24 protein-coding genes, 1 tRNA gene and 1 pseudogene are annotated in these 24,423 nt (G+C 68.8%); 9 read left to right on the forward strand and 17 right to left on the reverse strand.

Annotated elements, in window-relative coordinates; genetic code table 11:
* Positions 1 to 5 precede the first annotated feature (5 nt).
* From AAG565_RS05155 to AAG565_RS05170, 4 genes are all read right to left on the reverse strand, one after another.
* On the reverse strand, positions 6 to 491 hold the full coding sequence (locus AAG565_RS05155; RefSeq protein WP_348818485.1) for a prepilin peptidase: 486 nt from the start codon (positions 489 to 491) through the stop codon (positions 6 to 8).
* A 71-nt stretch (positions 492 to 562) separates the two neighbouring features.
* The gene (locus AAG565_RS05160) at positions 563 to 739 is read right to left on the reverse strand and encodes a Flp family type IVb pilin (RefSeq protein WP_348818486.1); all 177 of its coding nucleotides are present in this window, start codon (positions 737 to 739) and stop codon (positions 563 to 565) included.
* A gap of 150 nt (positions 740 to 889) precedes the next feature.
* A complete protein-coding gene (locus AAG565_RS05165; RefSeq protein ID WP_348818487.1) occupies positions 890 to 1,063 on the reverse strand; it encodes a Flp family type IVb pilin in 174 nt (57 codons plus the stop codon).
* Positions 1,064 to 1,362: 299 nt separating this feature from the next.
* A complete protein-coding gene (locus AAG565_RS05170; RefSeq protein WP_348818488.1) occupies positions 1,363 to 2,379 on the reverse strand; it encodes a LuxR C-terminal-related transcriptional regulator in 1,017 nt (338 codons plus the stop codon).
* 146 nt (positions 2,380 to 2,525) lie between these two features.
* On the opposite strand from AAG565_RS05170, the gene AAG565_RS05175 reads away from it, so the two are divergent.
* The 3 genes and pseudogenes from AAG565_RS05175 to AAG565_RS05185 all read left to right on the forward strand — a co-directional run.
* Entirely contained in the window at positions 2,526 to 4,862 is a 2,337-nt protein-coding gene (locus AAG565_RS05175; RefSeq protein WP_348818489.1) for an MMPL family transporter, read from the forward strand.
* Positions 4,859 to 6,505, forward strand: coding sequence for an isovaleryl-CoA dehydrogenase (locus AAG565_RS05180; protein WP_348818490.1), 1,647 nt, complete (start codon positions 4,859 to 4,861; stop codon positions 6,503 to 6,505). The genes AAG565_RS05175 and AAG565_RS05180 overlap by 4 nt, the downstream gene beginning before the upstream one ends.
* 249 nt (positions 6,506 to 6,754) lie before the next feature.
* A pseudogene (locus AAG565_RS05185) lies at positions 6,755 to 7,003 on the forward strand (VOC family protein); the annotation flags it as partial.
* A gap of 10 nt (positions 7,004 to 7,013) precedes the next feature.
* Here AAG565_RS05185 and AAG565_RS05190 read toward each other — a convergent pair.
* Positions 7,014 to 7,490: a YbhB/YbcL family Raf kinase inhibitor-like protein gene (locus AAG565_RS05190; protein ID WP_348818491.1), complete on the reverse strand. Its 477-nt coding sequence runs from the start codon at positions 7,488 to 7,490 to the stop codon at positions 7,014 to 7,016.
* 175 nt (positions 7,491 to 7,665) lie between these two features.
* Here AAG565_RS05190 and AAG565_RS05195 point away from each other — a divergent pair, with 175 nt between their 5' ends.
* A complete protein-coding gene (locus tag AAG565_RS05195; RefSeq protein ID WP_348818492.1) occupies positions 7,666 to 7,902 on the forward strand; it encodes a DUF465 domain-containing protein in 237 nt (78 codons plus the stop codon).
* A gap of 136 nt (positions 7,903 to 8,038) precedes the next feature.
* On the opposite strand, the gene AAG565_RS05200 is transcribed toward AAG565_RS05195, so the two are convergent.
* The 8 genes from AAG565_RS05200 to infC all read right to left on the reverse strand — a co-directional run bounded on the left by AAG565_RS05200 (position 8,039) and on the right by infC (position 13,673).
* Positions 8,039 to 8,115 (reverse strand) — tRNA-Pro (locus AAG565_RS05200).
* Between the two features lie 71 nt (positions 8,116 to 8,186).
* Positions 8,187 to 8,603, reverse strand: a complete 417-nt coding sequence (locus tag AAG565_RS05205; RefSeq protein WP_348818493.1) for a MerR family transcriptional regulator — start codon at positions 8,601 to 8,603, stop codon at positions 8,187 to 8,189.
* A complete protein-coding gene (locus AAG565_RS05210) occupies positions 8,587 to 8,883 on the reverse strand; it encodes an integration host factor subunit alpha (RefSeq protein ID WP_348818494.1) in 297 nt (98 codons plus the stop codon). The genes AAG565_RS05205 and AAG565_RS05210 overlap by 17 nt, the downstream gene beginning before the upstream one ends.
* Positions 8,884 to 8,905: 22 nt before the next feature.
* Positions 8,906 to 11,275 (reverse strand): phenylalanine--tRNA ligase subunit beta, encoded by a 2,370-nt coding sequence (gene pheT, locus AAG565_RS05215; protein ID WP_348818495.1) that lies wholly within the window; start codon positions 11,273 to 11,275, stop codon positions 8,906 to 8,908.
* Positions 11,272 to 12,273 (reverse strand): phenylalanine--tRNA ligase subunit alpha, encoded by a 1,002-nt coding sequence (gene pheS / locus AAG565_RS05220; protein WP_348818496.1) that lies wholly within the window; start codon positions 12,271 to 12,273, stop codon positions 11,272 to 11,274. The genes pheT and pheS overlap by 4 nt, the downstream gene beginning before the upstream one ends.
* A gap of 83 nt (positions 12,274 to 12,356) precedes the next feature.
* Complete coding sequence (gene rplT, locus AAG565_RS05225; RefSeq protein WP_348818497.1) at positions 12,357 to 12,719, reverse strand: 50S ribosomal protein L20; 363 nt, start codon at positions 12,717 to 12,719, stop codon at positions 12,357 to 12,359.
* Positions 12,720 to 12,737: 18 nt separating this feature from the next.
* Complete coding sequence (rpmI, locus tag AAG565_RS05230) at positions 12,738 to 12,935, reverse strand: 50S ribosomal protein L35 (protein ID WP_348818498.1); 198 nt, start codon at positions 12,933 to 12,935, stop codon at positions 12,738 to 12,740.
* 204 nt (positions 12,936 to 13,139) lie between these two features.
* On the reverse strand, positions 13,140 to 13,673 hold the full coding sequence (gene infC, locus AAG565_RS05235) for a translation initiation factor IF-3 (RefSeq protein ID WP_348818499.1): 534 nt from the start codon (positions 13,671 to 13,673) through the stop codon (positions 13,140 to 13,142).
* Positions 13,674 to 13,873: 200 nt separating this feature from the next.
* On the opposite strand from infC, the gene hemN reads away from it, so the two are divergent.
* Positions 13,874 to 15,271: an oxygen-independent coproporphyrinogen III oxidase gene (gene hemN, locus AAG565_RS05240; RefSeq protein WP_348818500.1), complete on the forward strand. Its 1,398-nt coding sequence runs from the start codon at positions 13,874 to 13,876 to the stop codon at positions 15,269 to 15,271.
* Between the two features lie 80 nt (positions 15,272 to 15,351).
* Positions 15,352 to 17,676, forward strand: coding sequence for an NADP-dependent malic enzyme (locus AAG565_RS05245; protein WP_348818501.1), 2,325 nt, complete (start codon positions 15,352 to 15,354; stop codon positions 17,674 to 17,676).
* Positions 17,677 to 17,689: 13 nt separating this feature from the next.
* On the opposite strand, the gene AAG565_RS05250 is transcribed toward AAG565_RS05245, so the two are convergent.
* Genes AAG565_RS05250 through AAG565_RS05265 form a run of 4 tightly spaced genes read right to left on the reverse strand, consistent with a single transcriptional unit; the run spans position 17,690 to position 21,614 of the window.
* Positions 17,690 to 18,367: an ABC transporter ATP-binding protein gene (locus AAG565_RS05250; RefSeq protein ID WP_348818502.1), complete on the reverse strand. Its 678-nt coding sequence runs from the start codon at positions 18,365 to 18,367 to the stop codon at positions 17,690 to 17,692.
* Complete coding sequence (locus AAG565_RS05255) at positions 18,364 to 19,608, reverse strand: ABC transporter permease (protein WP_348818503.1); 1,245 nt, start codon at positions 19,606 to 19,608, stop codon at positions 18,364 to 18,366. The genes AAG565_RS05250 and AAG565_RS05255 overlap by 4 nt, the downstream gene beginning before the upstream one ends.
* A gap of 4 nt (positions 19,609 to 19,612) precedes the next feature.
* Positions 19,613 to 20,629: an efflux RND transporter periplasmic adaptor subunit gene (locus tag AAG565_RS05260; protein ID WP_348818504.1), complete on the reverse strand. Its 1,017-nt coding sequence runs from the start codon at positions 20,627 to 20,629 to the stop codon at positions 19,613 to 19,615.
* A gap of 7 nt (positions 20,630 to 20,636) precedes the next feature.
* A complete protein-coding gene (locus tag AAG565_RS05265; RefSeq protein ID WP_348818505.1) occupies positions 20,637 to 21,614 on the reverse strand; it encodes a universal stress protein in 978 nt (325 codons plus the stop codon).
* 169 nt (positions 21,615 to 21,783) lie between these two features.
* Between AAG565_RS05265 and AAG565_RS05270 the strand changes: the two genes are divergently transcribed.
* From AAG565_RS05270 to AAG565_RS05280, 3 genes are read left to right on the forward strand one after another with little or no spacing between them, the layout of a single operon-like run.
* The gene (locus AAG565_RS05270) at positions 21,784 to 21,996 is read left to right on the forward strand and encodes a hypothetical protein (RefSeq protein ID WP_348818506.1); all 213 of its coding nucleotides are present in this window, start codon (positions 21,784 to 21,786) and stop codon (positions 21,994 to 21,996) included.
* An 8-nt stretch (positions 21,997 to 22,004) separates the two neighbouring features.
* Entirely contained in the window at positions 22,005 to 23,528 is a 1,524-nt protein-coding gene (locus AAG565_RS05275; protein WP_348818507.1) for a thymidine phosphorylase family protein, read from the forward strand.
* Positions 23,525 to 24,418, forward strand: coding sequence for a ribose-phosphate pyrophosphokinase (locus AAG565_RS05280; RefSeq protein WP_348818508.1), 894 nt, complete (start codon positions 23,525 to 23,527; stop codon positions 24,416 to 24,418). The genes AAG565_RS05275 and AAG565_RS05280 overlap by 4 nt, the downstream gene beginning before the upstream one ends.
* The last annotated feature ends 5 nt before the right edge of the window (positions 24,419 to 24,423 follow it).

Consider the following 24,423-nt stretch of genomic DNA (forward strand, 5'->3'; position numbering starts at 1 on the left):
GCGGTCTAGCCGGCGACCAGCCTGCGCAGCAGCGGCAGGCTCAGGGTCAGCACGCTGCCCGCGGCGATCGCGGGCGCGTAGGGAAACGTCGCGGGCCCGCGGCCCGGCTGGGACGCGCGTGCCGCGTGGTGGCGCCACCACAGGATCAGCGCGACGATGCCGCCCACCAGCAGCGTCGCCATCGTCGCCACGACCGCCGCGACCGGCCCCAGATGGGTGCCGACTGCGGCCATCAGTTTGACGTCGCCGGCGGCCATGCCGCGCAACAGCCACAGCGGCAGCAGCAGCAGCCCGCCGAGCAGCGCGCCGTACAGCGCCGCCGACAGCCCGGCCGTGCCGTGCAGCATGAATTGCAGTCCCGCGCCGACCCCGATGCCGCCCAGGCTCAGCCAGTTGGGGATTCGCCGCTCGCGCAGATCGCCGCGCACCGCGATGACGAGAATCAGCAGCAGGCTGAGCACGAGCAGTGGATGGATCGCGGGTGTGGTCATGGACGAGCCGAGGCGCTAGCACTCAGGCGAAATCGGATGGAGGTGGATGGCAGTCACGGCACTCGTCCGCCTCAGCCGCCGACCTGGCCGGCGACGCGCGTGATCTCGGCGCCGACGTTGTTGCCGAGCAGGACGAAGGCGGCGATCAGCGCGGCGACGATGAGTCCCCCGGCGACGGCATACTCGACCGTGGTCAAGCCCCTTTCGTCACGGTGGAAATCCAGCAGGGTGTGAAGAAGCTCCAGCATCTTCAACTCTCCATTGCGTGCCGACGCGATCAGGCAGACCGGCCGGCATTCCGGCCCGAACCTGTCGTCGTGACCGGACCGCTCTCCGCCGCCGTGGGCGGACGGCGTCGTACCGTCCGCCCACGGATGCCGGAGCGGGCCTGACTCGCCTCAGCCGATCTGGCCGGCGATGCCGCGGATCTCGGTATCGACGTTCTGGCCGAGCAGGATGAAGGCCGCGATCACCGCCGCGGCAATCAGGCCGCCGGCGACGGCGTATTCGACGGTGGTGAGGCCGCGGGTATCGCGATAGAAGTCCAGATAGGAACGCAGGATGGTCAACATAGGCCGTACTCCAAGATTGATGTGTGGAACCCGAGTCCCGGAGCCCCAACCCTCAGAGCATCGAGGTCCGGTGTCACCGGTTGCTTGCATCCAGCACTCAACCGGTGTGGCCAATGTGCCCGTTCCTTTTATGCCGCGAAATAGACCAGATCATTGACGTACTTGCCGCAGTTGTGGCAGCCGCGCCGATTTGTGTAGGAAAAAGCCGACAAAGATTGATCTGGATCAAAAACCGCCGTGAATCCGGCTAGATGAAAGCTCCCGGCGGCCGCTGCGGCGGTCTGGGTGCGGCGCGATTCCTACACGCGCGGGTCGTCGGACTCGCCGCGGAAGGAGCCGGCCAGCGAGACCACCTGGTCGCGGTTGAGGGCGCCGAGCTTGCGGTAGATGTTCGAGGCGTGATTGGCGACGGTCGAGGCGCTGACGCCGAGGCGGCGCGCGACGAGCTTGTAGCTCTCGCCCTCGACCATCGCCTTGACGATGTCGTGCTCGCGGGCGGTGAGCCGGTCGAAGGGATGGCAGGGACGGACGTGCAGCTGGTACAGGTCGTCCTCCGCGGCGTTGATGCGGGCGTGCAGGCCGAGGGCATCGAACTCGGCGGCACCGGTGTCCACGTGGGCGCGTGCCTGCGCCTGCAGCGATGCCGGCAGCGTCAGGCCGCTCCAGTGCGGCTGCTGCTTGCGCAGCAGTTCGCGGAAGCCTGGCGCCATCGCGCGCACGGCGCCGCTGGCATCGACCAGGCAGGCCGGGCCGCGGTTGCGGCGCCCGGCGCGCGCCAGCCGCGCGTCGAGGGCCAGGCGCTGTTCCAGCGCCAGGGTCTCCGCCTCGGCCAGGTGCGGCAGCAGCAGGCGCAGTCGCTCGCATTCCTCGTAGGAGAAGCCGCCCTTGGCGCGCAGCAGGCACAGCACGGTGACGAACAGCGTGCCCGGCTGCGGCTGCAGCAGCACGAAGAGCTGCGACCAGCCGAGCGTGGCGAGTTCGGCGGCGTCGGCGTCCCGCGGGGAGGTCTCGGCGAGATCGAACTGGCGGACCACGGCGGCGTCGCCGTCGCTGCCGCGGCCGGCTGGTGCGACCCAGTGCCGCACGCCCAGACGCAGCAGCGGTTGCAGCGCCGCCGTGCCGAGCTGGTGCACGGTGGTGGCCGTCAGGCGCTCGTGGTCGCGGCGTCGGGTGCCCCACACGGCAGCGTCGAAGGGGACGGAGGCGGCGAGATGATCGAGCGCCCAGTGGCGCAGCGCAGCGGCTTCGCACTGCGCGGTCTGCCGATACAGGCGTCCGATCCAGCGCGCGTCGCCCGCCGTCGCGATCCAAGCCACTGCACACCCCCGAGAGTTCTCCGATCCCGGCGCATTGTGCCTCGGCTAGCGTGCCAAAGTCCCCTGCGCCAGCCGGCGCTGCGCAGCGGCCAAGGCGGCACCGGTGCATACCGGATAGTATGCAAACCTCATCGACGAGGAATCTCATGGAAGCAACGCTCGCCGCCCTGCTGGTGCGGTACCGCAATGCCTTGTTCGTGCTGGCCTGCCTCGCGGTGCTGGCGCTGGTCGCCGGTGCCCGCGATCTGTGGTTCGAGGGCAGCTACCGCATTTTCTTCTCGGACGATGACCCGTACCTGGTCGCGCACGACGAGATCGAGAATTCCTATACCAAGGCGGACAATGTCGCCTTCATCGTCGCGCCGCGCGACGGCCGCATCTTCACGCGGCGGACGCTGCAGGCGCTGCGCGAGCTGACCGAGGCCGCGTGGACGATGCCGCGCTCGATCCGCGTCGATTCGATCACCAACTTCCAGCATTCGGTCGCCCAGGGCGATGAACTGATCGTCAACGACCTGGTGCCCGATCCCGCATCGTTGAGCGACGCCGACATCGCCGCGCTGGAGAAGACCGCGCTGGCCGAGCCGGCGCTGGTCGGCGGCCTGCTGTCGAAGCGCGCGCACGTGTCGTCGGTCAACGTGCGCCTGGAGATGCCGGGCGACAGCCGCGAGGCCACGGCGGCGAACCAGGAGGTCATGCAGGCCGCGCGGCGTCTGCGCAGCGAGTTCCGGACCCGCTATCCAGAGCTGGACATCCACCTGATGGGGCAGGTGGTCGTCAACCATGCGTTCAACGAAATCGCCGAGGCCGACGCGGCCGCGCTGGTGCCGCTGATGTTCGTCGTCGTCATCGTCCTGGTCGGCGTGTTCCTGCGCTCACCGGGATCGGTGCTGACGACCAGCGTGGTCATCCTGTTCAGCATCCTCGGCACCGTCGGCGTGCTCGGCTGGCTCGGCTACCAGGTCAACCAGATCAACGTCTCGGCGCCGGTGATCATCCTGACGCTCGCGGTGTCGGACTGCGTGCATCTGCTGGTGCACTACCTCAACGACCTGCGCCGTGGCATGCCCAAGGTCGAGGCGATGCGGCACACGCTGGAGATCAACATCGTGCCGGTGTTCCTGACCAGCTTCACGACGGCGATCGGCTTCTTTTCGCTCAACACCAGCGACTCGCCGCCGTTCCGCGAGCTGGGCACCGTCGTCGGCTTCGGCGTGTTCGGCGCGATGCTGTTCACGCTGACGATGCTGCCGGCGATGATGCTGTGGCTGCCGGTGCGTGCGGGCCGCGAGACGCGCCTGCAGCAGTTCACGCTGGCAGGACTCGCCGACCGCATCCTGCGCCACCATCAGGCCTGGTTCCTGGGCGCGACCGCCGTCGCGCTGCTGCTGATGGCTTTCATGCCGCGCAATCAGCTCAACGACGACACGGTCGAGTACTTCGACACCTCGCTGGAGATCCGCCAGGCCTTCGATTTCGTCCAGGACAACCTCACCGGCGTGGACAGCATCACCTACTCGCTCAATGCCGAAGGGCCGAGCGGGATCAACGAGCCGGCCTACCTGAAGGCCGTCGATGCCTTCAAGACCTGGCTGGAGAGCCAGCCGGAAGTCACCCACGTGTCGAGCTTCGTCGATGTCGTCAAGCGCCTGAACCGCAACATGCACGGCGGCGATCCGGCCCATTACACGATCCCGGACGACCGCGAGCTGATCGCGCAGTACGTGCTGCTCTACGAGCTGTCGCTGCCGCAGGGTCTGGATCTGAACGACTCGATCAACTTCGACAAGTCGGCGACGCGCCTGTCGGTGAGCATCTCCAACGTCGCGTCGCGCGAACTGATCGAGTTCGAGCGCCGTGCCGCGGACTGGCTGGAGCGCAACGTGCCGCAGTTTCGCACGCACGGGTCGAGCCTGTCGGTGATGTTCGCGCACATCGGCCAGAACAACATCTACAGCATGCTGCGCGGGTCGATGATCGCGTTGGTGCTGATCGCGCTGACCCTGATCGCGGCGCTGCGTTCGGTGAAGTTCGGCCTGATGTCGCTGCTGCCCAATGCCTTCCCGGCGGCGATCGCGTTCGGCGTCTGGGGCATCGTCGATGGCAAGGTCAATCTGGCCGCGGCCGGCGTGTTCTCGATCACGCTGGGCATCGTCGTGGACAACACGATCCATTTCTTCTCGAAGTACCTGTACGCGCGGCGCACACGCGGCCAGTCCACCGAGGATGCGATCCGCTATGCCTTCTCCACCGTCGGCGCGGCGCTGCTGGTGACGACCGCGGCGCTGACGATGGGCTTCATGATCCTGGCCCGCTCCGACTTCAACGTGAACGCGACGATGGGTCAGATGACCGCGATGGTCATCGGCATCGCGCTGGTCTTCGACCTGCTGTTCCTGCCCGGATTCCTGATGCGCTTTGACCGCCGCGCGGCGGCGAGCGAGCATCCACGGACCGAGACCCCGCCGCGAGCCGCGTCATGACCACCGCAGAACGCTTCGTCACCCACGACGTCACCAACCAGGCGCCACCGATCGGCCATTACAACGCCTGGTCCACCGACACGCCGCTGCGCGAGGCGGTAGCTCGCGAGGGCGGCGGCTGGGCCGAGGCACAGCTCGCCGCATTCGGCGCGGTGGCCGGCGGCGAGCTGATGGAGCTCGGCTACAGCGCCAACGAGAACAAGCCCAGGCTGCGCGCCTACGATCGGTACGGCCATCGCATCGACGAAGTCGAGTTCCATCCGAGCTATCACCGGGTGATGCAGCTGGGCATGCAGCATGGGGTGCATGCCTTCGCATGGCGCAACGAGGCCACGCCCGGCGCGCACGTCGCGCGCGCGGCACTTTCGTACCTGCACGCACAGGCCGAAGCGGCAACGGGTTGCCCGCTGACGATGACGCACTCGGCGGTGCCGACGCTGCGCCACGAACCGCGGCTGGCCGAGTTCTGGCTGCCGAAGATCACGTCGTATGAGTACGACCCGCGCGTGCTGCCGGCGGCGCAGAAGACCGGCTGCACGATCGGCATGGGCATGACCGAGAAGCAGGGCGGGTCCGACGTGCGCGCGAACACGACGCGGGCCTGCCTTCAGGCCGACGGCAGCTACGAGATCGTTGGTCACAAATGGTTTTTCTCGGCGCCGATGTGCGATGCCTGGCTGGTGCTGGCCTACACCGACGCGGGTCTGACCTGCTTCCTGATGCCCAAGCTGCGCCCAGACGGTTCGCGCAACGCGATTCACGTGCAGCGTCTCAAGGACAAGCTCGGCGACTGGGCCAATGCGTCCAGCGAGGTCGAGTTCCACGGTGCGTATGCGCAGCGTGTCGGCGCAGAAGGCCGTGGCGTCGCGACGATTCTGGAAATGGTCGCGCTCACGCGCCTGGACTGCATGATCGGGTCGAGCGCGCTGATGCGTCAGGCCCTCGTGCAGGCCATCCACCATGCGCAGCACCGCAAGGCCTTCGGCAAGCGCCTGGTCGAACAGCCGCTGATGAAGAACGTGCTGGCCGATCTGGCGCTGGATTCCGAGGCGAGCATCGCGCTGACGCTGCGCGTGGCGCGCGCCGTCGATGCCGCGCCGCGCGATGCGGCGCAGGCGGCCTTCGCGCGCATCGCCACGGCGGTTGGCAAGTACTGGATCTGCAAGCGCGCGCCGGCCTTCGTCAACGAGGCGCAGGAGTGCCTGGGCGGCGCCGGCTACGTCGAGGAAACCAATCTGCCGCGGCTGTACCGGCAGGCGCCGCTGAACTCGATCTGGGAGGGCAGCGGCAACATCCAGTGCCTGGACGTGCTGCGCGCGCTGAGCAAGGAGCCGGAGACGCGCGAGGCCCTGTTCGCCGAGCTGCTCGCGGCCAAGGGCGCGAACGCCGAACTCGACCGCGAGATCGCCTGGCTCTCGACCGCCTTCGACGACGTCACGACGCTGGAGCTGCGTTCGCGCATGGTCGTCGAGCGCGTCGCGCTGGCGCTGCAGGCCAGCGTGTTGCTGCGCGCCGGCGAGGCCGGTGTCGCCGACACGTTCTGTGCGACGCGGCTGGGCGGCGAGCACGGTCTCAACTACGGCACGCTGCCGGCCGCCGCGGCGTTCGATGCACTCGTCGCGCGTGCGGCGATCGCGGTATGACCCGCGCACGGTTTTTCCGATGGGTGTCCGCATGAAGGTTCCTTGTCTTTCGCTGTGGCTCGCCGCGAGCCTGGCCCTCGCCGCCTGCGGCAGCAGCCGTCCACCGGACATCGCGGGCAGCGACGCGGCGGCGGCCGTGAGCCGCACCGAGCTGGGTCGCTGTGCGCTCAACGGCGCGCTGCGCGACCTCGGGTCCGGCCATCGCGTTGTTGTAGCCCTGGAACACTTCCTTCCAGTCGTTGCCTATGAGTGGAAGTGCCGTCGATGGACGAAGTCGGCCGCGCCTACGACCGCATGCTCAGGCACGGCGTGAAACTGATGGCGACGCTCGGTCGCCACGTCAACGACCAGGTGATCTCGTTCTACATGCTTACGCCGTCGAACTTCGCGCTGGAGTACGGCTACGGCGGTGCGATCATCGACTGGGAGACGCACAGCGTGTTCGAGGCCACGGCGGTGAGCCAGTGGGGGCACGACTTCTCGATCGGATTCCGCTGAACGCGGCGTCTCAGCGCCCGCGCTGATACGTGCCGATCAACTGCGTCTGTGCGAGTACATGTCCCTGCATCGCGGCTTCGAGCCTGCGCTTGTCCGGACGTCCGAGGTCGGGCAGTTCGGTGTCGAGGGCGTAGAGCTTGAAGAAGTAACGGTGCCGGCCGACCGGCGGGCAGGGGCCGCCGTAGCCGCTGCGCTGCCAGTCGTTGAGGCCCTCGCGCGTGCCCGGCGGCAGTGCGGCGGTGTGCACGCCTTCCGGCAGGCCGCTGCTGGTCGCCGGCAGGTTGTAGAGCAGCCAGTGCACCCAGGTCATCTTCGGCGCCGCAGGGTCGGGGGCGTCGGGATCATCGACGATCAGCACGAAACTCTGGGTCGCCGCCGGGGCACCGCTCCACTGCAAGGGGGGTGACAGGTCGCCGCCGTCACAGGTATGGCGCGCGGGGATAGGGCCGCCAGCCGTGAATGCAGCGGAACTGATCAGCAAAGCCATCGTGACGATCTCCATGGCATGACCCGCGGCGCCGGGCCGACAGATTGATCCCGGATCGGCGTGCTGTCCAGGCTTGATCCGGATCAACGCCGGCGCGCTGTGCCGCGGTGATGATGCGCGCGTTGCCGCGCTCCACAGACGCAGCGCGGGCAAGCCACCTTTTTCAGGATCAACGATGACGATCGAAAAGCACGACTTCGTGGGCGAGTTTCCCGAACTGCGCGAGAAGATCCACGAACTCAAGACCCATGACGCCCATTTCGCCAGGCTCTTCGCCGAGTACCACGACGTCGATCGTGAAGTGCGCCGCATCGAGGAAGAGATCGAGACGCCTTCGGACGCCTATGTCGAGGGCGTGAAGATGAAGCGCGTGCGCCTGAAAGATCAGCTGTACGCCATGCTCACGGCCTGAGCCACGCGTCAACGCAGAAGCCCGTCCGATGTGACGGGCTTTGTCGTGAATGTCCGGTGGACATTCACGCCGGCGAACGCCCTCGGCAACGCCGAGGGCCGGAATCCGAACGCCCGCGTGGAGAGCTGTTTGAAATTGGTCGGGGCGAGAGGATTTGAACCTCCGACCACTACCACCCCAAGGTAGTGCGCTACCAGGCTGCGCTACGCCCCGATTGATGAGAGATACGGCGTGGGGGCGCGCAGTGTAGCGGAGCCCGGGGTGCAATAAAAGCGCGGGCAGCGCTATTCGGGAAACAGCCGCAGCAGCGATTCCAGCTCGCCACGCAGCTCGCGGATCTCTTCGGCACGATGCCGCGGCGACGCCGGCGCGGACGGCTTGGGCAGTTCGTTTGCGGGGCCGCCGTGCTTGGCCAGATCCTTGAGGCGCTGGCGCGCGCCGCCGATCGTGAAGCCCTGTTCGTACAGCAGGCTGCGGATGCGGCGCACCATCAGGACGTCTTCCTGCTGGTAATAGCGGCGGTTGCCGCGACGCTTGACCGGCCGCAGCTGCGGAAACTCCTGCTCCCAGTAGCGCAGCACATGCGGCTTGACGTCGCACAAGTCGCTGACTTCGCCGATCGCGAAGTAGCGCTTGCGCGGAATCTCCGGAAGTTCCGCGAGCAACGGCCGCGCCTGCGCCTTGTTATCTGCGGGTGACATCGGTCTCCACTCTCAGGCGCAGCTTCTGTCCGGGCCGGAAGGTGACGACGCGGCGCGCGGAGATCGGGATTTCCTCGCCGGTCTTGGGATTGCGGCCAGGTCGCTGGTTCTTGGAGCGCAGCTCGAAGTTGCCGAAGCCGGACAGCTTGACCTCATCCCCGGATTCCAGGCGACCGCGGATCTCCTCGAAGAAGAGGTCCACGAACTCCTTGGCCTCGCGCTTGTTCAGTCCCAGCTCGTCGAACAAGGCTTCCGCCAATTCCGCCTTCGTCAGCGCCACACCGGCCCCCTTTTTTGCGTCCTCACTGTCGGATCTGAGCGCCGACCTCCCTGGCCAGCGCCTCGGTCACGGAAGTCGTGGCCGCATCGATTTCTTCGACGGTTAGCGTGCGCGAATAGTCATTGAAAATCAACCCTAAAGCAACGCTTTTGCAAGCTTTTCCTACGGCTTCGCCGCGGTAGATGTCGAATACCAGGACTTTCTGCAATACATTGCCACCGGCGCGGCGTGCGCAGTCGAGCAGCGTCTGCGCCTCGACCGTCTCGGCGACGACGACGGCGATGTCGCGCCGCGCGGACGGGAACTCCGACAGCGCCTGCGCACGCGGTAGGCGTCCCGCGCGCAGCGCCGGCCAGTCGAGTTCGAACAGCAGCGGCGCCAGCGGCAGATCCAGTGCGCGCACCGTCTGCGGGTGCAGTTCGCCGATCCAGCCGGCCGGCGTGCCATTGCGCAGGATGCGCGCGCTGCGGCCCGGGTGCAGGGCCGGGTGCGGCGCGGCCTCGAAGCGGTACTCCTCGGCGGCTGCGCCCAGCAATGCCGCGACGTCGGCCTTGAGATCGTAGAAATCGGCCGGCCGATCCTTCTTGCCCCATTGTTCGGTCGCGGCAGCACCGGCGGCCAAGCCGGCGATGCGCGTCGTCTCGACGACCTCGGTCCCGGCGAGGGCGAAACACACGCCCACCTCGAACAGCCGCAGGCGCTCGGCCTGACGCTGGCGGTTGTAGGTCCACGCCGGAATCAGGCCGGACCACAGCGTCGTGCGCATCACCGACTGCGTGTCGGCGATCGGGTTGTCCACCGGGACGGGGCTGGCCTGCGGATCGAGCACCGTCTGCAAGCGTGGATCGACGAAGGCCAGCGACACCGCCTCCTGCCAGCCGCGTGCGACCAGGGTGTCGCGCAGGCTGGACAGCGAACGCTGCGATTCCGGCGCGCGCGCCGGTGCCAGCGCCGCGAGATAGGGTTTGGCGGGAATGCGGTCGTAACCGTACAGGCGCGCGGCTTCCTCGATCAGGTCGGCTTCCAGGCGCAGGTCGTAGCGATGGCTGGGGATGCGGCACACCCAGCTGTCGCCGATCTCGTTGCGCATCGTGATGCCCAGGCGTCCGAGCAGCGCCTCGACTTCGCGCGCCGGGATCTCGTGGCCGAGCAGCTGCACCAGGCGCGCGTGACGCAGGCGCACCGTGATCGGTTCGGTCTGCGTGCGGCCGACCTGGGTGATCGGATGCACCTCGCCGCCGCAGATCTCGACGACCAGCTGGGTGGCGCGTTCCAGTGCGCTGCGCTGCAACGCCGGATCGACGCCGCGCTCGAAGCGGTACGCGGCGTCCGAGGTGAGCTTGTGGCGGCGCGCGGTGCCGGACACCGCGGCCGGCGCGAAGCAGGCCGATTCGAGAAACACGGTCGTGGTGGATTCGGTGACGCCGGAGTCGAAGCCGCCCATCACGCCGGCCAGCGCCAGCGGACCGTTGTCGTCGGTGATCAGCAGCTCGCCGCGATGCAGCTCGATGGTGTCGCCGGTCAGCATCTTCAGCGTCTCGCCGCTGCGCGCGCGGCGCACGCGCACGCTGCCGAGCAGCCTGGCGCGGTCGAAGGCGTGCAGCGGCTGACCGAGTTCGAGCATCACGTAGTTGGTGATGTCCACCAGTGGGTGGATGCTGCGGATGCCGCTGCGGCGCAGGCGCTCGCGCATCCAGTCCGGCGTGCGTGCCTTGGGATTGAGCTTGGAGATCACGCGCCCGGCGTAGCTCGTGCAGGTGGCAAGATCGTCGATCTCGACCTTGACCTGCTGGTGACCGACGACGATCGCCGGCGGCAGGTTTGGCCGCTTGATGTTGACGCCGTACAGCGCCGAGATGTCGCGCGCCAGCCCGAGCACCGACAGGCAGTCGCCTCGATTCGGCGTGATTTCCAGATTGAGGATGTGATCCTGCAGGTTCAGATAGTCGGTGATCGGCTGGCCCGGCTTGCTGGTGGCGTCGAGTTCGAGCAGACCCTCCGACTTGTCCGACAGCGCCAGTTCCTTGGCCGAGCACAGCATGCCGGAGGACTCGACGCCGCGCAGTTTGGCGTGGCCGATCTGCATGCCGCCCGGCAGCACCGCACCGACGGTCGCGCAGGGTGCGTGCAGGCCGACGCGCGCATTGGGTGCGCCGCAGACGATCTGCAGCGGCTCGCCGCTGCCGACATCGACGCGGCACACCTGCAGGCGGTCGGCCTGCGGATGCTTCTCGGCGGCGACGATGCGGCCGACGACGACGCCCTGCGGCAGCGTGTCCACCGCCGGCTCGATCTCCAGCTCCAGGCCGCCCATCACCAGGCGCTCGGCGATCTCGTGGATGGTGGCCTGCGGATTGACCCACTCGCGCAGCCAGTTTTCGCTGAGTTTCACTTGAACTGCTCCAGGAAACGCAGATCGTTGTTGAAGAACAGGCGCAGATCATCGACGCCGTAGCGCAGCATCGCCATGCGCTCGACCCCCATGCCGAACGCATAGCCCGTGTAGCGCTCCGGATCGATGCCGACGGCCTCGAAGACCTTCGGATGGACCATGCCGCAGCCGAGCAGCTCCAGCCAGCGCGACGAGCCATCCGCCTGCGCCCAGCGCATGTGCACGTCGGCGCCGGGTTCGACGAAGGGGAAGTACGACGGCCGGAACAGTGCTTCGACATCGCGCTCGAAGAAGCGCGACAAGAAGGTGTGCAGGTCGTACTTGAGGTCGGCGAAGGTCACTCTCTCGGCGACGTACAGGCCCTCGACCTGATGGAACATCGGGCTGTGCGTGCGATCCGAGTCGCAGCGATAGACGCGCCCCGGGCAGATGATGCGGATCGGCGGCTTGCGCGCCTGCATCGTGCGGATCTGCACCGGCGAGGTGTGCGTGCGCAGCAGGCGCGCGCCATTCATCACGTAGAACGTGTCCTGCATCGCGCGCGCCGGGTGCGCTTCGGGGATGTTGAGCGCGTTGAAGTTGTGGAAGTCGTCTTCCACTTCCGGACCTTCGACGGTTTCGAAGCCCAGTTCGCCGAACAGGTTGCAGATGCGCTGGATCGTGCGCGTGATCGGGTGCAGGCCGCCGGTGGGTTCACCGCGCCCGGGCAGGGTGACGTCGATGGCTTCCGATTGCAGGCGGGCATGCAGTTCCTGCTCGGCGAGCGCTGCGGCGCGCGATTCGATCGCCGCGGCGACGGCTTCCTTGAGCGTGTTGACGCGCTCGCCGTAAGCCTTGCGCTCCTCGCCCTGCAACGTGCCCAGCCGCTTGAGCAGTTCGGTGATGCGGCCCTTCTTGCCGAGCAGCTCGACGCGCAGCGCGTCGAGCGCGCGCGCGTCGGCCGCCGCGGTGACGTCGCGTCGGGCCTGGTCCAGCAGTGCGTCGAATTCCTGGGTCATGACGATGTTCTGCGCAAATAAAAAGGGGAACGGCGCAACGCCGTTCCCCTTGTCCAGTGCAACCAATGACGACTTGGGCGGACTTAGGCGGCGCCGAGCTGGGCTTTCGCCTGGGCCACCAGGGCGCTGAACGCCGCCTTGTCGTGCACCGCGAGGTCCGCGAGGACCTTGCGGTCGAGGGCGACGCCGGCCTTGGCGAGCCCGTTGATAAATCGACTGTACGACAGCCCCAGTTCCTTGGCCGCGGCGCCGATGCGGATGATCCACAGCGCACGGAACTCGCGCTTCTTCACGCGGCGGTCGCGGTAGGCGTACTGGCCCGACTTGATGACCTGCTCCTTGGCGGAGCGGAACTGGCGCGACTTGGCGCCGTAATAGCCCTTGGCCTTCTTCAGCACCTTCTTGTGCTTGGCGCGGGCGGTGACACCTCTCTTGACGCGTGCCATGGTTCGTTCTCCTCTCGCTTAGGCGTAGGGCAGCATGATGCGAACTTCGCGGTGATCCGACGGATGCACCTGGGCTTCGCCGCGCAGCTGACGGATGCGCTTGCCCGACTTCTTGGTCAGGATGTGGCGCTTGTGCGAGTGGGAGCGCTTGAAGCCGCCTTTGCCGGTCTTGGCAAAGCGCTTGGCCGCGCTTTTCACGGTTTTCATCTTCGGCATTTGTCTGGACTCCTTTATTGGGTCGATTGCCGGCTGCGCATCCTTGCCAGGGAGCTGACCGGGCCCTGCCACGCGGGCGGGGACTTCCTTCGATCTGCGGGGACGCAGAAGGGGCGCGATTCTGGCGGTTCCGGCCGGAAGTTTCAAGTTTTCCGCTGACGGGACCGGGGCGGCTGCGCGCAACCGGGAACCCCGAAGCGGGAACTATTTCCGCTTCGGGGCGATGACCATCACCGACTGGCGGCCTTCCATCTTCGGGAACTGCTCGACGGCGACCGTGTCGCCCAGTTCCTCGCGCAGGCGGTTCATCACCTCCATGCCGAGTTCCTGGTGCGCCAGTTCGCGGCCGCGGAAGCGCACGACCACCTTGACCTTGTCACCGTCCTCGAGAAAGCGCGTGATGGAGCGGAACTTGGTCTGGTAGTCCGCCTCCTCGGTGGTCGGGCGGAACTTGATTTCCTTGACCTGGATCTGCTTCTGCTTCTTCTTTGCGATCTGGGCGGCCTTGTCCTTCTGGTACAGGAACTTGCCGTAATCCATGATCTTGCAGACCGGCGGTTCGGCGTTGGGCGAGACCTCGACGAGGTCCAAGCCCGCATCCTCGGCCCTCTGCAGGGCTTCGCGGGTCGGAAGAATGCCTAGCTGGGTGCCGTCATCGGCGATGACGCGTACGCGTGGCGCGGTGATCTGATAGTTGCGCCGGTCCTCACGTTCAGAAGCGATGCGAAGTCTCCTCATGCAGGCCCTGCCGGGCCGGAACCTGCCGGCAAGGGGCGCGCTGCAACCGCCGCTCGGCAGACAAGGCCGCGCATTGTACGGACGCGCCACGGCGGGAACAAGTCGATTCCATCCGTGGAATCAAGCCATTGACCTCGGTCAATGCCGCGGCGGCCGGCTCACCGCAGGCTGGCGCCGATCTTGGTCGAGGAAGTTTTTCGATGCCTGCCGGCGTTGTCTTTGCGCCCGAACTGATCCGCCGTTACGGCGGGCCGGCGCCCCGCTACACGTCCTATCCGACCGCCCTGCAGTTCACGCCGCAGTTCGGCGAACCCGACCTGCGCCGGGTGATCGCGGAGCGCGACGACGCTGCGCCTGCGGCGCCTCTGTCGGTGTACCTGCATGTGCCGTTCTGCAGCAGCCCCTGCTACTACTGTGGCTGCACGCGCGTGATCACACGCCAGCCGGAGGTCATCGAGGCCTACGTGCGCCGTCTGATCGTCGAGATCGGCCTGCAGGCGCAGTTGTTCGGCCGCCGCCGCGAGATCGTGCAGCTGCACTTCGGCGGCGGTACGCCGACGACGCTGGACGCCGGCCAGTTCGGCCGCATCATGGGTGCGCTCGACCGGCATTTCGGCCTCAGCAATTCGCCACGGCGCGAGTACTCGATCGAGATCGATCCGCGTACGCTCGACGACGAGACGATGCCGATGCTCGCCGCGCTGGGCTTCAACCGCGTCAGCTTCGGCGTGCAGGATTTCGACCCGGCGGTGCAGGAGGCGATCCACCGCGTGCAGCCGGCCTGGCAGACCTGGCGCGCGATCGATCAGGCGCGCAGCGCCGGTTTCGCGTCGGTGTCGCTGGATCTGATCTACGGCCTGCCGCGGCAGACGCCGGCGTCGTTCGCGCGCACGCTCGACCAGGTCGCCGAGGCGGGGCCCGACCGTATCGCCGTGTACGCATACGCGCACATGCCGCAGCTGTTCCGCGCGCAGCGCCGCATCGCGCTCGCCGACCTACCGACGCCGGAAACGCGGCTGGAGCTGCTGCAGCTGTCGATCGATCGCCTGACCGGTGCCGGCTACGTCTATATCGGCATGGACCACTTCGCACGACCGGACGACGAGCTGGCGAAGGCGCTCGCGGACGGCACGCTGCAGCGCAATTTCCAGGGCTATTCGACGCAGGGCGGCTGCGACCTGCTGGCGCTGGGCATGAGCGCGATCAGCCACATCGGCGGCTGCTACAGCCAGAACAGCAAGGACATGAAGGCCTATGCGCAGGCGATCGACGCCGGGCATCTGCCGGTGGTGCGCGGGCTGCGCCTGACCGACGAGGACGAACTGCGCCGCGGCGTGATCGAGGATCTGATGTGCCGCGGCGCGGTCGATATCGCCGCGGTGGAGCGCACGCACCATATCGATTTCGAGACGCACTTCGCCGAGGAACTGCGCGATCTCGACCGGCTTGCGCAGGACGGGCTGGTGGCCCGCGACGCGCGCCACATCCGCGTGTCGCCGGCCGGCCGGCTGCTGATCCGGCGCGTCGCACAGACCTTCGATGCCTACACGCGGCCGACGGGCCCGGCACCGGACCGGCCGGCGTCGAACGCGGTGTAGAACCGGCGCGCCATGGCGGCTGCCGCCGTGACGGCAGTCGTGCGAGGATGGTCGCCCGTTCCCCGACCGTTGACCCGTCCATGAGCCAGGACAGTTCCCTCTCCGGCGAAGCGCGTGAAAACCTGCGCGACGCGGCGCTCGCCTATCACGAGCATCCGACACCGGGAAAGATCTCGATCGCCCCGACCAAGCAGCTGGTGACGCAGCGCGACCTGGCGCTGGCCTACTCGCCGGGCGTCGCGGCAGCCTGCGAGGAGATCGTCGCCGATCCGCTCAACGCCTACCGCTACACCTCGCGCGGCAATCTCGTCGCGGTCATTTCCAACGGCACCGCGGTTCTGGGCCTGGGCAACATCGGCCCGCTGGCCGCCAAGCCGGTGATGGAAGGCAAGGGCGTGCTGTTCAAGAAGTTCGCCGGCATCGACGTATTCGACATCGAGATCAACGAGCCCGATCCCGACCGGTTGATCGAGGTGATCGCGGCGCTGGAGCCGACCTTCGGCGGCATCAACCTCGAGGATATCAAGGCGCCGGAATGCTTCTACATCGAGAAGCAGCTGCGCAGTCGCATGAAGATCCCGGTGTTCCACGACGACCAGCACGGCACCGCGATCATCGTCGGTGCGGCGGTGCTCAACGGCCTGTCGGTGGTCGGCAAGGCGATCGGCGACGTCAAGCTGGTGGTCAGCGGTGCCGGCGCCGCGGCGCTGGCCTGCGTCGAACTGCTGATCGACCTGGGCCTGCGCAAGGAGCACGTCTGGCTCGCCGACCGCAACGGCGTCGTCCATGAAGGCCGGACCGCCGGCATGGATGCCAACAAGGCGCACTACGCACAGAAGACCAGCGCACGCACGCTCGACGAGATCATCGCCGGCGCCGACGTCTTCCTCGGCCTGTCGGCGGCCGGCGCGCTCAAGCCGGAGATGGTCCTGCGCATGGCCGACCGGCCGCTGATCCTCGCGCTGGCCAACCCCGTGCCGGAGATCCTGCCGGAAGACGCCCGGGCGGCGCGGCCCGACGCGATCATCGCCACCGGTCGCTCCGATTACCCGAACCAGGTCAACAACGTTCTCTGCTTTCCGTTCATGTTCCGCGGCGCACTCGATGTCGGCGCGACGACGATCACGCGCGAGATGGAGATCGCCGCGGTGCGGGCGATCGCGGATCTGGCGCGGCGCGAGCAGAGCGATGTCGTCGCCAGCGCCTACGGCATCGAGTCGCTGAGCTTCGGTCCCGACTACCTGATTCCCAAGCCCTTCGACCCGCGCCTGATCGTCAAGATCGCGCCGGCGGTCGCGCGCGCGGCGATGGTGTCGGGCGTGGCGACGCGGCCGATCGCCGACTTCGACGCCTACGAGCAGAAGCTGCAGCAGTTCGTGCACCACAGCGGCACGATGATGAAGCCGATCATTGCGCTGGCGCGCAGCGCGCCGGATGCGCACAAACGCATCGTCTTCGCCGAGGGCGAGGAGGAGCGCGTGCTGCGCGCGGTGCAGATCATCGTCGATGAGGGCATCGCCCGGCCGACGCTGGTCGGCCGCCCGGCGGTGATCGAGAGCCGCATCCAGCGCTACGGCCTGCGCCTGCGCGAAGGCGAGCACTACGGCATCGTTAACCCGGAGTCCGACCCGCGCTACGGCGAGTACTGGCGCGCCTACCACGAGCTGATGAAGCGCCGCGGTGTCACCGAGCAGTTCGCCAAGCTCGAACTGCGCCGGCGCACGACGCTGATCGCCGCGCTGCTCGTCGCCAAGAACGAGGCCGACGGCCTGATCTGCGGCACCGTCAGCCACACCGCGCGCCACCTGCGCTACATCGACCGCGTGCTCGGCCGCCGGCCCGGCTGCAGCGTCTATGCGGCGATGAACGCGCTGATCCTGCCCGGCCGCCAGGTGTTCCTGGTCGATACCCACGTCAACCTGGAGCCGAGCGCCGTGGAGCTGGCCGAGATCACGCTGATGGCCGCCGAGGAGATCCGCCGCTTCGGCCTGGTGCCGCGCGCCGCGCTGCTGTCCCATTCCAACTTCGGCAGCTCCGATGCACCGTCCGCGCAGAAGATGCGCGAGGTGCTGCGCCTGGTGCGCGAACGCGCACCGGAGCTGGAGATCGACGGCGAGATGCACGGCGACTGCGCGCTCGACGAGTCCCTGCGCCGCAGCATCCTGCCGGACAGCACGCTGACCGGCAGCGCCAACCTGCTGGTGCTGCCCGACCTCGACGCCGCCAACATCGCCTACAACCTGCTCAAGACCGCCGCCGGCAACAACGTCGCCATCGGCCCGATCCTGCTCGGCTGTGCGCGTCCCGCGCACATCCTCACCGCTTCGACGACGGTGCGCCGCATCGTCAACATGACCGCCCTGACCGTCGTCGATGCGCAGGCGGCGCGCGCCGGGGCCGCCTGAGCCGCCTGAGCGTTCAGGCGACGATACGGCCGTCGAGCAGTTCGACGTGGCGGTCGGCGGCGCTGGCGAAGTCCGGGTCGTGCGAGACGGCGATGATGCCGCAGCGGCGGTCGTGGGCGAGTTCGCGCAGGATGTCGCGCACGTTGGCGCTGGCTTTCGTGTCCAGCGCGCCGGTGGGCTCGTCGGCGAGCAGCAGCACCGGCTCGTTGGCCAGCGCACGGGCGATGGCGACGCGCTGGCGCTGGCCGCCGGACAGCTGCGACGGACGCTTGCGCTCGTGGCCGGCCAGCCCCAGGTCGCGCAGCAGGCCGAGGGCGCGCTCGTGCTGGGCGTCGCGGTCGAGCCGGCCGAGACGGCGCATCGGCATCAGCACGTTGTCGAGGTTGCTGAAGTCGGGCAGCAGGAAGTGGAACTGGAACACGAAGCCGAGCTTGCGCAGGCGCGCACCGGCCAGCTGGTCCTCGTCGTAGGTGCTGGTGTCCTCGCCGTCGAGCAGCAGGCGCCCGGACGTCGGGCGGTCGAGCAGGCCGAGCAGGTAGAGCAGGGAGGACTTGCCGGAGCCGGACGGGCCGCGGATGACGACGAACTCGCCGGCGCCGATGCGCAGATCGACGTCGGCCACCAGGGTCACCGGCACCTCGCCGGCGAGCACGCGCGTCAGGCCTTCGGCGACGAGCAGGGTTTCGCTCATGCGGCGCCGCGAAGGATATCGACCGGCTGCACCGCGCCGCCCTTGCGCGCCGGCAGATAGGACGCGGCGACCGCCGAGAGCAGCGCGAAGAACGCCGACAGCGCGAACTGGTCCGCGCCCCAGTAGATCGGCAGGTTCACCGGCGTGGCTTGTCCCGGCACGGTGACCTGGGTCTGCTGCGCGACCCACATCAGCGCGCTGCCGCCGACGCAGCCGAGCAGGCTGCCGAGCAGGCCGATGACGATGCCTTCGATGACGAAGATGCGGCGGATGTCGGCGGCATGGAAGCCCATGGACTTGAGGATGGCGATGTCGCGCGTGCGTTCCATTACCACCGTCGAGATCACCGTGTAGATGCCGAACGACGCGACCACCAGGATCGCCGAGATCACGCTGTACATGATGATGTTGCGCACCATCAGCGTGTTGAGGATGTTCTGGCTGGCTTCCTGCCAGGACACCGACTTGTAGCCGATCGCCTTCTCGATGTGCGTCGCGACCTCGCGCGCGCGATACGGGTCGTCGAGCTTGACGATGATCGAGTTGGCGGCATCGGGCCGGTTGAGCAGGGCCTGCACGCGCTTGAGGCGCGCGAAGGTCTGGCGCCGGTCGTAGTTGACGTTGCCGGTGTCGAACAGGCCGACGATGCGCAGCGTGCGCACCGCACCGCCCGGTGCGACCACCGACAGCGTGTCGTTCATGCCCAGGCTCAGCTCGTCGGCCAGCGTGCGCCCGACGAGGATGCCGTTCGGGTCGATGTCGAGCGCCTTGAGCGAGCCGGCGACGATGTCCTCGTCGATGGTGCTGACGCCGGCCATGCGCGCCGGCTCGATGCCGGTCAGCGAGACGGCCTCGTCGCGTCCGCCGAAACTCAGGATCACCTGGCCGACCAGCACCGGCGCCGCGCGCAGGTCCGGCAGTGCGTCGATCAGGGCGAGGCGCTGCGCGTACTGGCGGATGCCGCGGCGGTCCACCGGCGGCTTGACGCGCGCGATGTGCACCGCGCCCTGCGGATAGGCGAGTACCGCCGGCTGCGTGCGTGCCGTGCGGAACTCGTCGGACACGGTGATGTGCGGGGCGGTATCGACCAGGCGTCGGATGAAGTCGCGCTCGGAGCCGCGCATCAGCGACGACACGGCGAGGAAGAAGGCGACGCCGACGACGACGCCGGCCAGCGACGCGACGGTCTGGCGCCGCCGGCTGCTCAGGTGGCTGAGGGCGATGTCCGCGTACAGGTTCACGGGATCACGGCGCCGCGGCGGCGGCCTGTCGCGTGCGGATGCGGCGACCGTCGGCGAGGTCCTCCGGCGGCGACAGCACGAGCCATTCGTCGCCGTTCAGGCCGTCGAGGATCTCGCTGCGCTGCGGGCCGACGACGCCGGCACGGACCGTGCGCCGGCGTGCGTGGCCGTCCGCCACGACCCAGACGTGGCCGTCGATCAGCGCCGACGTCGGCACCAGCAGGGCATCCTGGCGTTCGGCGAGCACGATGTTGGTTTCGGCCGTCATGCCGATGCGCAGCGGCGTGTCGGCCGCCAGCGCGATGCGCACGCGGTAGCTGCGCGCGACGGCGTCGCCGCGCGGCGTGACCTGTTCCACCGTGCCGTGGAACACGCGATCGGCGAAGGCATCCGCGCGGATCAGCGCCGGCAGCCCCGGATGCACGCGCGGGATATCTTCCTCATCGACCTCCGCGGTGATGCGCAGCGGCGCCACGCCGGCCATGTGGAACAGCGTCTGGTTGACGGCGATGAACTCGCCGATCTCGCCGTCACGGCGGATGATCTGGCCGTTCTCGGGGGCGAGCAGGCGCATGTAGCCGAGCTGCTCGCGCGCGCGCCGCAGCGCAGCGTCGGCGGCGTCGCGTTCGGCGCGCGCGCGGTCCACGCTGTCCTGCGACACGGCGCCGCTGCGGCGCAGGTCGAGCGCGCGCCGGTAGGCCGCGGCGGCGTAGTCGCTGCGCGCCGCCAGTTCGGCCGCGCTCGCCTGCAGGTCCTGGTCCTCCAGCCGGGCGAGCAGCTGGCCCTTGGCAACCGTGTCGCCCTCGTCGGCGAGCAGTTCGACGAGGCGACCGGCGACGCGCGGCGCGATGCGGATCTCCAGCGTCGGCTCGACCTGGCCGGTCGCATAGACCGCCTCGACCGCGGGGCCGCGTGTCGGTTGCACCACGTCCAGCAAGGGCGGAACGATCCATTGACGCGCCGCGAACGCGGCCAGCGCGGCGCCGCCGACCAGCAGCGCCAGAATGCCGGTGTGCCGCATCCGCGGCTCAGGCGCCGGCCGGCGGCAGCAGTTCCTCGGGCACGCCCAGATGCTTCGACAGGGCATGCACGAAGCCGACCGGCTTGACCACCAGCACGTCGCAGTTCAGGCGCTGCAGGATGCGTTCGGCGCTGCTGCCGACGACCAGGCGTTCGAGACCCTCGCGGTACACGGTGCCGACGGCGACGACATCGGCATCGGCGAACTGGGCCAGGTCGGCGAGTGCGTCCGGCGCCGGACCGTCGAGGAAATGCTTGCGTTCCTCGGCGACGCCGTGGCGCGCGGCGAAGGTGTCGAAGTGCTCGCGGCGCAGCCGGCGCAGGGTTTCGTAGGCCTCGCCGATCAGCTGGCCGTCGCCGTGCGGATCGACCATCGCCACGGTCGCCAGGCCGTCGAAGGCATGCGCGAGGTGCAGGCTGGCGTCGCATTGCAGCGCCAGCTGCAGCGCGGCATGGACGATGCGGTCGTTGAGGGCGTCGGCGTCGGCACCCATCGCCCCGGTATCGACCGCGGCGATCACGCGCCGCGGCAGCGGGTGCGCCTGTGCGTTGACCAGCAGCAGGGGAGCCGGGCACAGCCGCATCAGCTGCCAGTCGAGCGGCGTGTACAGCAGGCGCTTGAGCGCGGGTTCACGGTGCACGTCCTTGACGACGAGATCGGGTGCGATCTCGATGACCTTGCCGAGGATCTTCTCGTGGATCGGCCGGCCCCAGATCACGTCGGTCTGCACGCGCAGACCGTCGTCGGCGAGCAGGCGGGCCTGATCGTCCAGCCACTCCTCGCGTTCGCGCAGGAAGCCGGTCTTGGCCAGCGCCATGACCTCCTCGGAGACACTGCCGACCGCGGCGATCGTCGCGTGGTAATCGAACAGGCACAGGTGCAGTTCGGCGCCGGTGGCCTTGGCCAGCCGCGCCGCACGTTCGATCGCCGGCGTGCGCCGCATCGCCGGATCGGCGATCACGAGTATCCTCTGGTACTGACTCATCGCTGCGCGCTCCTCTGAGAATGCCGGCCAGCCTGACGCCGATCCGTGCCATGGGCATTGATCCCCGTCAAACGCCGCGCTGCGGGGCAGCGCGCCATTGACCGGAATCAGTTCACCTCACCGCCGCCAGCCTATAGTCTTGGCGACTCCCACTGTCCAGGAAAACGAGATGAAAGACAAAGAGAGCGCGCTCGCGCTGCCATGTCCCGAGTGCGGCGCCGACCTGACGCTGACCGGCGCCGAACTCGTCGTCGGGCTGCGCGTGCGTTGCCTGCATTGCAATGCCGAAGCCCTGGTCGAGCAGGACTACGACCCGAAGGCGGGCACGCATCACTGGACGCTGGAGAGCCCGGACGACGAGCCGCCGGCCGAACCGCGCTGAGAACCGGCATGCCGCATCGCGCATCCGCGCTGGTCCGGCTGCGGCGGGCCGGCATCGACACCTACCAGTCGCCGGTGATCTACATGCGCGGCGATTCGGCGGTGTGCCGTTCGGAAGGTTTCGAGGCGCAGTCACGCGTCGAGATCGTCCGCAACCAGCACCGGCTGGTGGCGACGCTCAACGTCGTGTCTGCGGACTGGCTGGCCGCCGACGAGGCGGCGCTGTCGGAAGTGGCGTGGCGCCTGCTCGGCGCGCACGAGGGCGACACCGTCGAGCTGCGCCATCCCGATCCGCTGGACTCGTTGTCGGCGCTGCGCGCCAAGGTGTACGGACGTGCGCTGGCCGCGGAGCAGATCGCCGCGATCGTGCGCGACGTCGCCGCCGGGCGCTATTCGGACCTGGAACTCGCCGCCTTCGTGACCGCCTGCGCCGGCGACCGCCTCGACGTCGAGGAAACGACGGCGCTGACGCGGGCGATGGTCGAGGCCGGTGACCGCCTGTCCTGGAACCGCACGCCGGTGATGGACAAGCACTGCATCGGCGGCCTGCCAGGCAACCGCACGACGCTGATCGTCGTGCCGATCGTCGCCGCCTGCGGGCTGACGATCCCCAAGACCTCGTCGCGCGCGATCACCTCGCCGGCCGGCACCGCCGACACGATGGAGACGCTGGCGCCGGTCGAGCTGAGCCTGGAGCAGATGCGCCGCGTCGTCGAACAGGAGGGCGGCTGCATCGCCTGGGGCGGCTCGGTGCGCCTGTCGCCGGCCGACGACGTGCTGATCCGCGTCGAGCGGCCGCTGGATTTCGACAGCGAGGGACAGCTGGTGGCGAGCGTGCTGTCGAAGAAGCTCTCGGCCGGATCGACACACGCGGTGATCGACATCCCGGTCGGGCCGACCGCCAAGATGCGCACCGAGGCCGCGGGCCGCGAGCTGGCCGCGCGCCTGACCGCCGTGGGTGCGGCGCTGGGCCTGCAGGTGAGCACGCTGTTGACCGACGGTACCCAGCCGGTCGGACGCGGCATCGGCCCTGCGCTGGAGGCGCGCGACGTGCTGGCGGTGCTGCAGAACCGCGAGGGCGCGTCGCGCAGTCTGCGCGACCGCGCGCTGCTGCTGGCGGCGTCGGTGCTGGAACTGGCCGGGCACTCGGCGCCAGGCAGCGGCCGTGCCGCCGCCGAGGCGACGCTGGCCAGCGGCGCCGCCTGGGCCAAGTTCCAGGCGATTGCGCGCGCGCAGGGCGGTTTGCGCGAACCGCCGAAATCACGCTTCCACCGGCCCTGGCCGGCGCGCGCCGGCGGGCGCGTGAGCGCGATCGACAACCGCAAGCTGTCGCGCCTGGCCAAGCTCGCGGGTGCGCCGCGCGCACCGGCGGCCGGGCTCGATCTGCACGTGCGCATCGGTGACGTCGTCGTCGCCGGCCAGCCGCTGTTCACGCTGCATGCGGAGAGCGCCGGCGAGATCGCCTTCGCACTCGACTATCTGGAAGACCATCCGGAGATCGTGTGCATGAACCCGGCAGAGGCGGGCGCATGAGCCCGCTGCTGCTGTGCTTCGAGGGCCGCGCGCCCTTCGCAGCGTCGCTGGCGCGTCTGGCGGGCTTCGAGGAGGCGCCGGTCGCGCTGCACCGCTTTCCGGACGGCGAGTCGCTGGTGCGGCTCGACGCCCGCTTGGCCGGGCGCGACTGCATCGTGTTCTGCACACTCAGGGCGCCGGACGAGATCCTGTTCCCGCTGCTGGCGGCGGCCTATACGGCGCGCGAGCTGGGGGCGCGCTCGGTCGGCCTGCTGGCGCCGTACCTGGCCTACATGCGTCAGGACCGGCGCTTCAACGCCGGCGAGGCGGTGTCGTCGCGGCCGTTCGCGCAGCTGATCTCCACGCATTTCGACTGGCTGGTGACGGTCGATCCGCACCTGCACCGCTATCCGCGCCTCGATGCGCTGTACCGGCTGCCGAGCACGGTGGTCAGCGCGGTGCCGCTGATGGCCGACTGGCTGCGGCGCAACGTCGATCGGCCCGTGCTGGTGGGGCCGGACGAGGAGAGCCTGCAGTGGGTCGGTGCGGTCGCCGAGCTGGCCGGGGCGCCCTTCGTCGTGCTGGAAAAACGGCGCCACGGCGACGCCGATGTCGAGATCGCCGTGCCGGACATCGAACGCTGGCGGGACCGTACCCCGGTGCTGGTGGACGACATCCTCTCGACTGGCCAGACGCTGGCGCAGACCGTCCGCGGCCTGCGCGCGCAGGGTCTGGCCGCGCCGCTGTGCCTGGCGGTACACGCGGTCTTCGCCGGCGACGCCGAGCGCCGCCTCGCCGACGCTGGCGCCGCGCGCCTGGTCACGGCCAACACGATCGCCCACGCCACCAATGCGATCGACCTGACGGCACCGGTCGCGCACGCACTGCGGACTCATCTGCGCCGCACCTGACCAGA

The sequence above is a fragment of the Fontimonas sp. SYSU GA230001 genome, assembly GCF_040066175.1.
Taxonomy (GTDB): domain Bacteria; phylum Pseudomonadota; class Gammaproteobacteria; order Nevskiales; family Nevskiaceae; genus Solimonas.

Bases quoted from the DNA above. Each gene is read 5' to 3' on its own strand.
- AAG565_RS05155 (WP_348818485.1), bottom strand. From the start codon at position 491: ATGACCACACCCGCGATCCATCCACTGCTCGTGCTCAGCCTGCTGCTG.
- AAG565_RS05160 (WP_348818486.1), bottom strand. From the start codon at position 739: ATGCTGGAGCTTCTTCACACCCTGCTGGATTTCCACCGTGACGAAAGG.
- AAG565_RS05165 (WP_348818487.1), bottom strand. From the start codon at position 1,063: ATGTTGACCATCCTGCGTTCCTATCTGGACTTCTATCGCGATACCCGC.
- AAG565_RS05175 (WP_348818489.1), top strand. From the start codon at position 2,526: ATGGAAGCAACGCTCGCCGCCCTGCTGGTGCGGTACCGCAATGCCTTG.
- AAG565_RS05180 (WP_348818490.1), top strand. From the start codon at position 4,859: ATGACCACCGCAGAACGCTTCGTCACCCACGACGTCACCAACCAGGCG.
- AAG565_RS05190 (WP_348818491.1), bottom strand. From the start codon at position 7,490: ATGGCTTTGCTGATCAGTTCCGCTGCATTCACGGCTGGCGGCCCTATC.
- AAG565_RS05195 (WP_348818492.1), top strand. From the start codon at position 7,666: ATGACGATCGAAAAGCACGACTTCGTGGGCGAGTTTCCCGAACTGCGC.
- AAG565_RS05205 (WP_348818493.1), bottom strand. From the start codon at position 8,603: ATGTCACCCGCAGATAACAAGGCGCAGGCGCGGCCGTTGCTCGCGGAA.
- pheS (WP_348818496.1), bottom strand. From the start codon at position 12,273: ATGACCCAGGAATTCGACGCACTGCTGGACCAGGCCCGACGCGACGTC.
- rplT (WP_348818497.1), bottom strand. From the start codon at position 12,719: ATGGCACGCGTCAAGAGAGGTGTCACCGCCCGCGCCAAGCACAAGAAG.
- rpmI (WP_348818498.1), bottom strand. From the start codon at position 12,935: ATGCCGAAGATGAAAACCGTGAAAAGCGCGGCCAAGCGCTTTGCCAAG.
- infC (WP_348818499.1), bottom strand. From the start codon at position 13,673: ATGAGGAGACTTCGCATCGCTTCTGAACGTGAGGACCGGCGCAACTAT.
- hemN (WP_348818500.1), top strand. From the start codon at position 13,874: ATGCCTGCCGGCGTTGTCTTTGCGCCCGAACTGATCCGCCGTTACGGC.
- AAG565_RS05245 (WP_348818501.1), top strand. From the start codon at position 15,352: ATGAGCCAGGACAGTTCCCTCTCCGGCGAAGCGCGTGAAAACCTGCGC.
- AAG565_RS05250 (WP_348818502.1), bottom strand. From the start codon at position 18,367: ATGAGCGAAACCCTGCTCGTCGCCGAAGGCCTGACGCGCGTGCTCGCC.
- AAG565_RS05260 (WP_348818504.1), bottom strand. From the start codon at position 20,629: ATGCGGCACACCGGCATTCTGGCGCTGCTGGTCGGCGGCGCCGCGCTG.
- AAG565_RS05265 (WP_348818505.1), bottom strand. From the start codon at position 21,614: ATGAGTCAGTACCAGAGGATACTCGTGATCGCCGATCCGGCGATGCGG.
- AAG565_RS05270 (WP_348818506.1), top strand. From the start codon at position 21,784: ATGAAAGACAAAGAGAGCGCGCTCGCGCTGCCATGTCCCGAGTGCGGC.
- AAG565_RS05275 (WP_348818507.1), top strand. From the start codon at position 22,005: ATGCCGCATCGCGCATCCGCGCTGGTCCGGCTGCGGCGGGCCGGCATC.
- AAG565_RS05280 (WP_348818508.1), top strand. From the start codon at position 23,525: ATGAGCCCGCTGCTGCTGTGCTTCGAGGGCCGCGCGCCCTTCGCAGCG.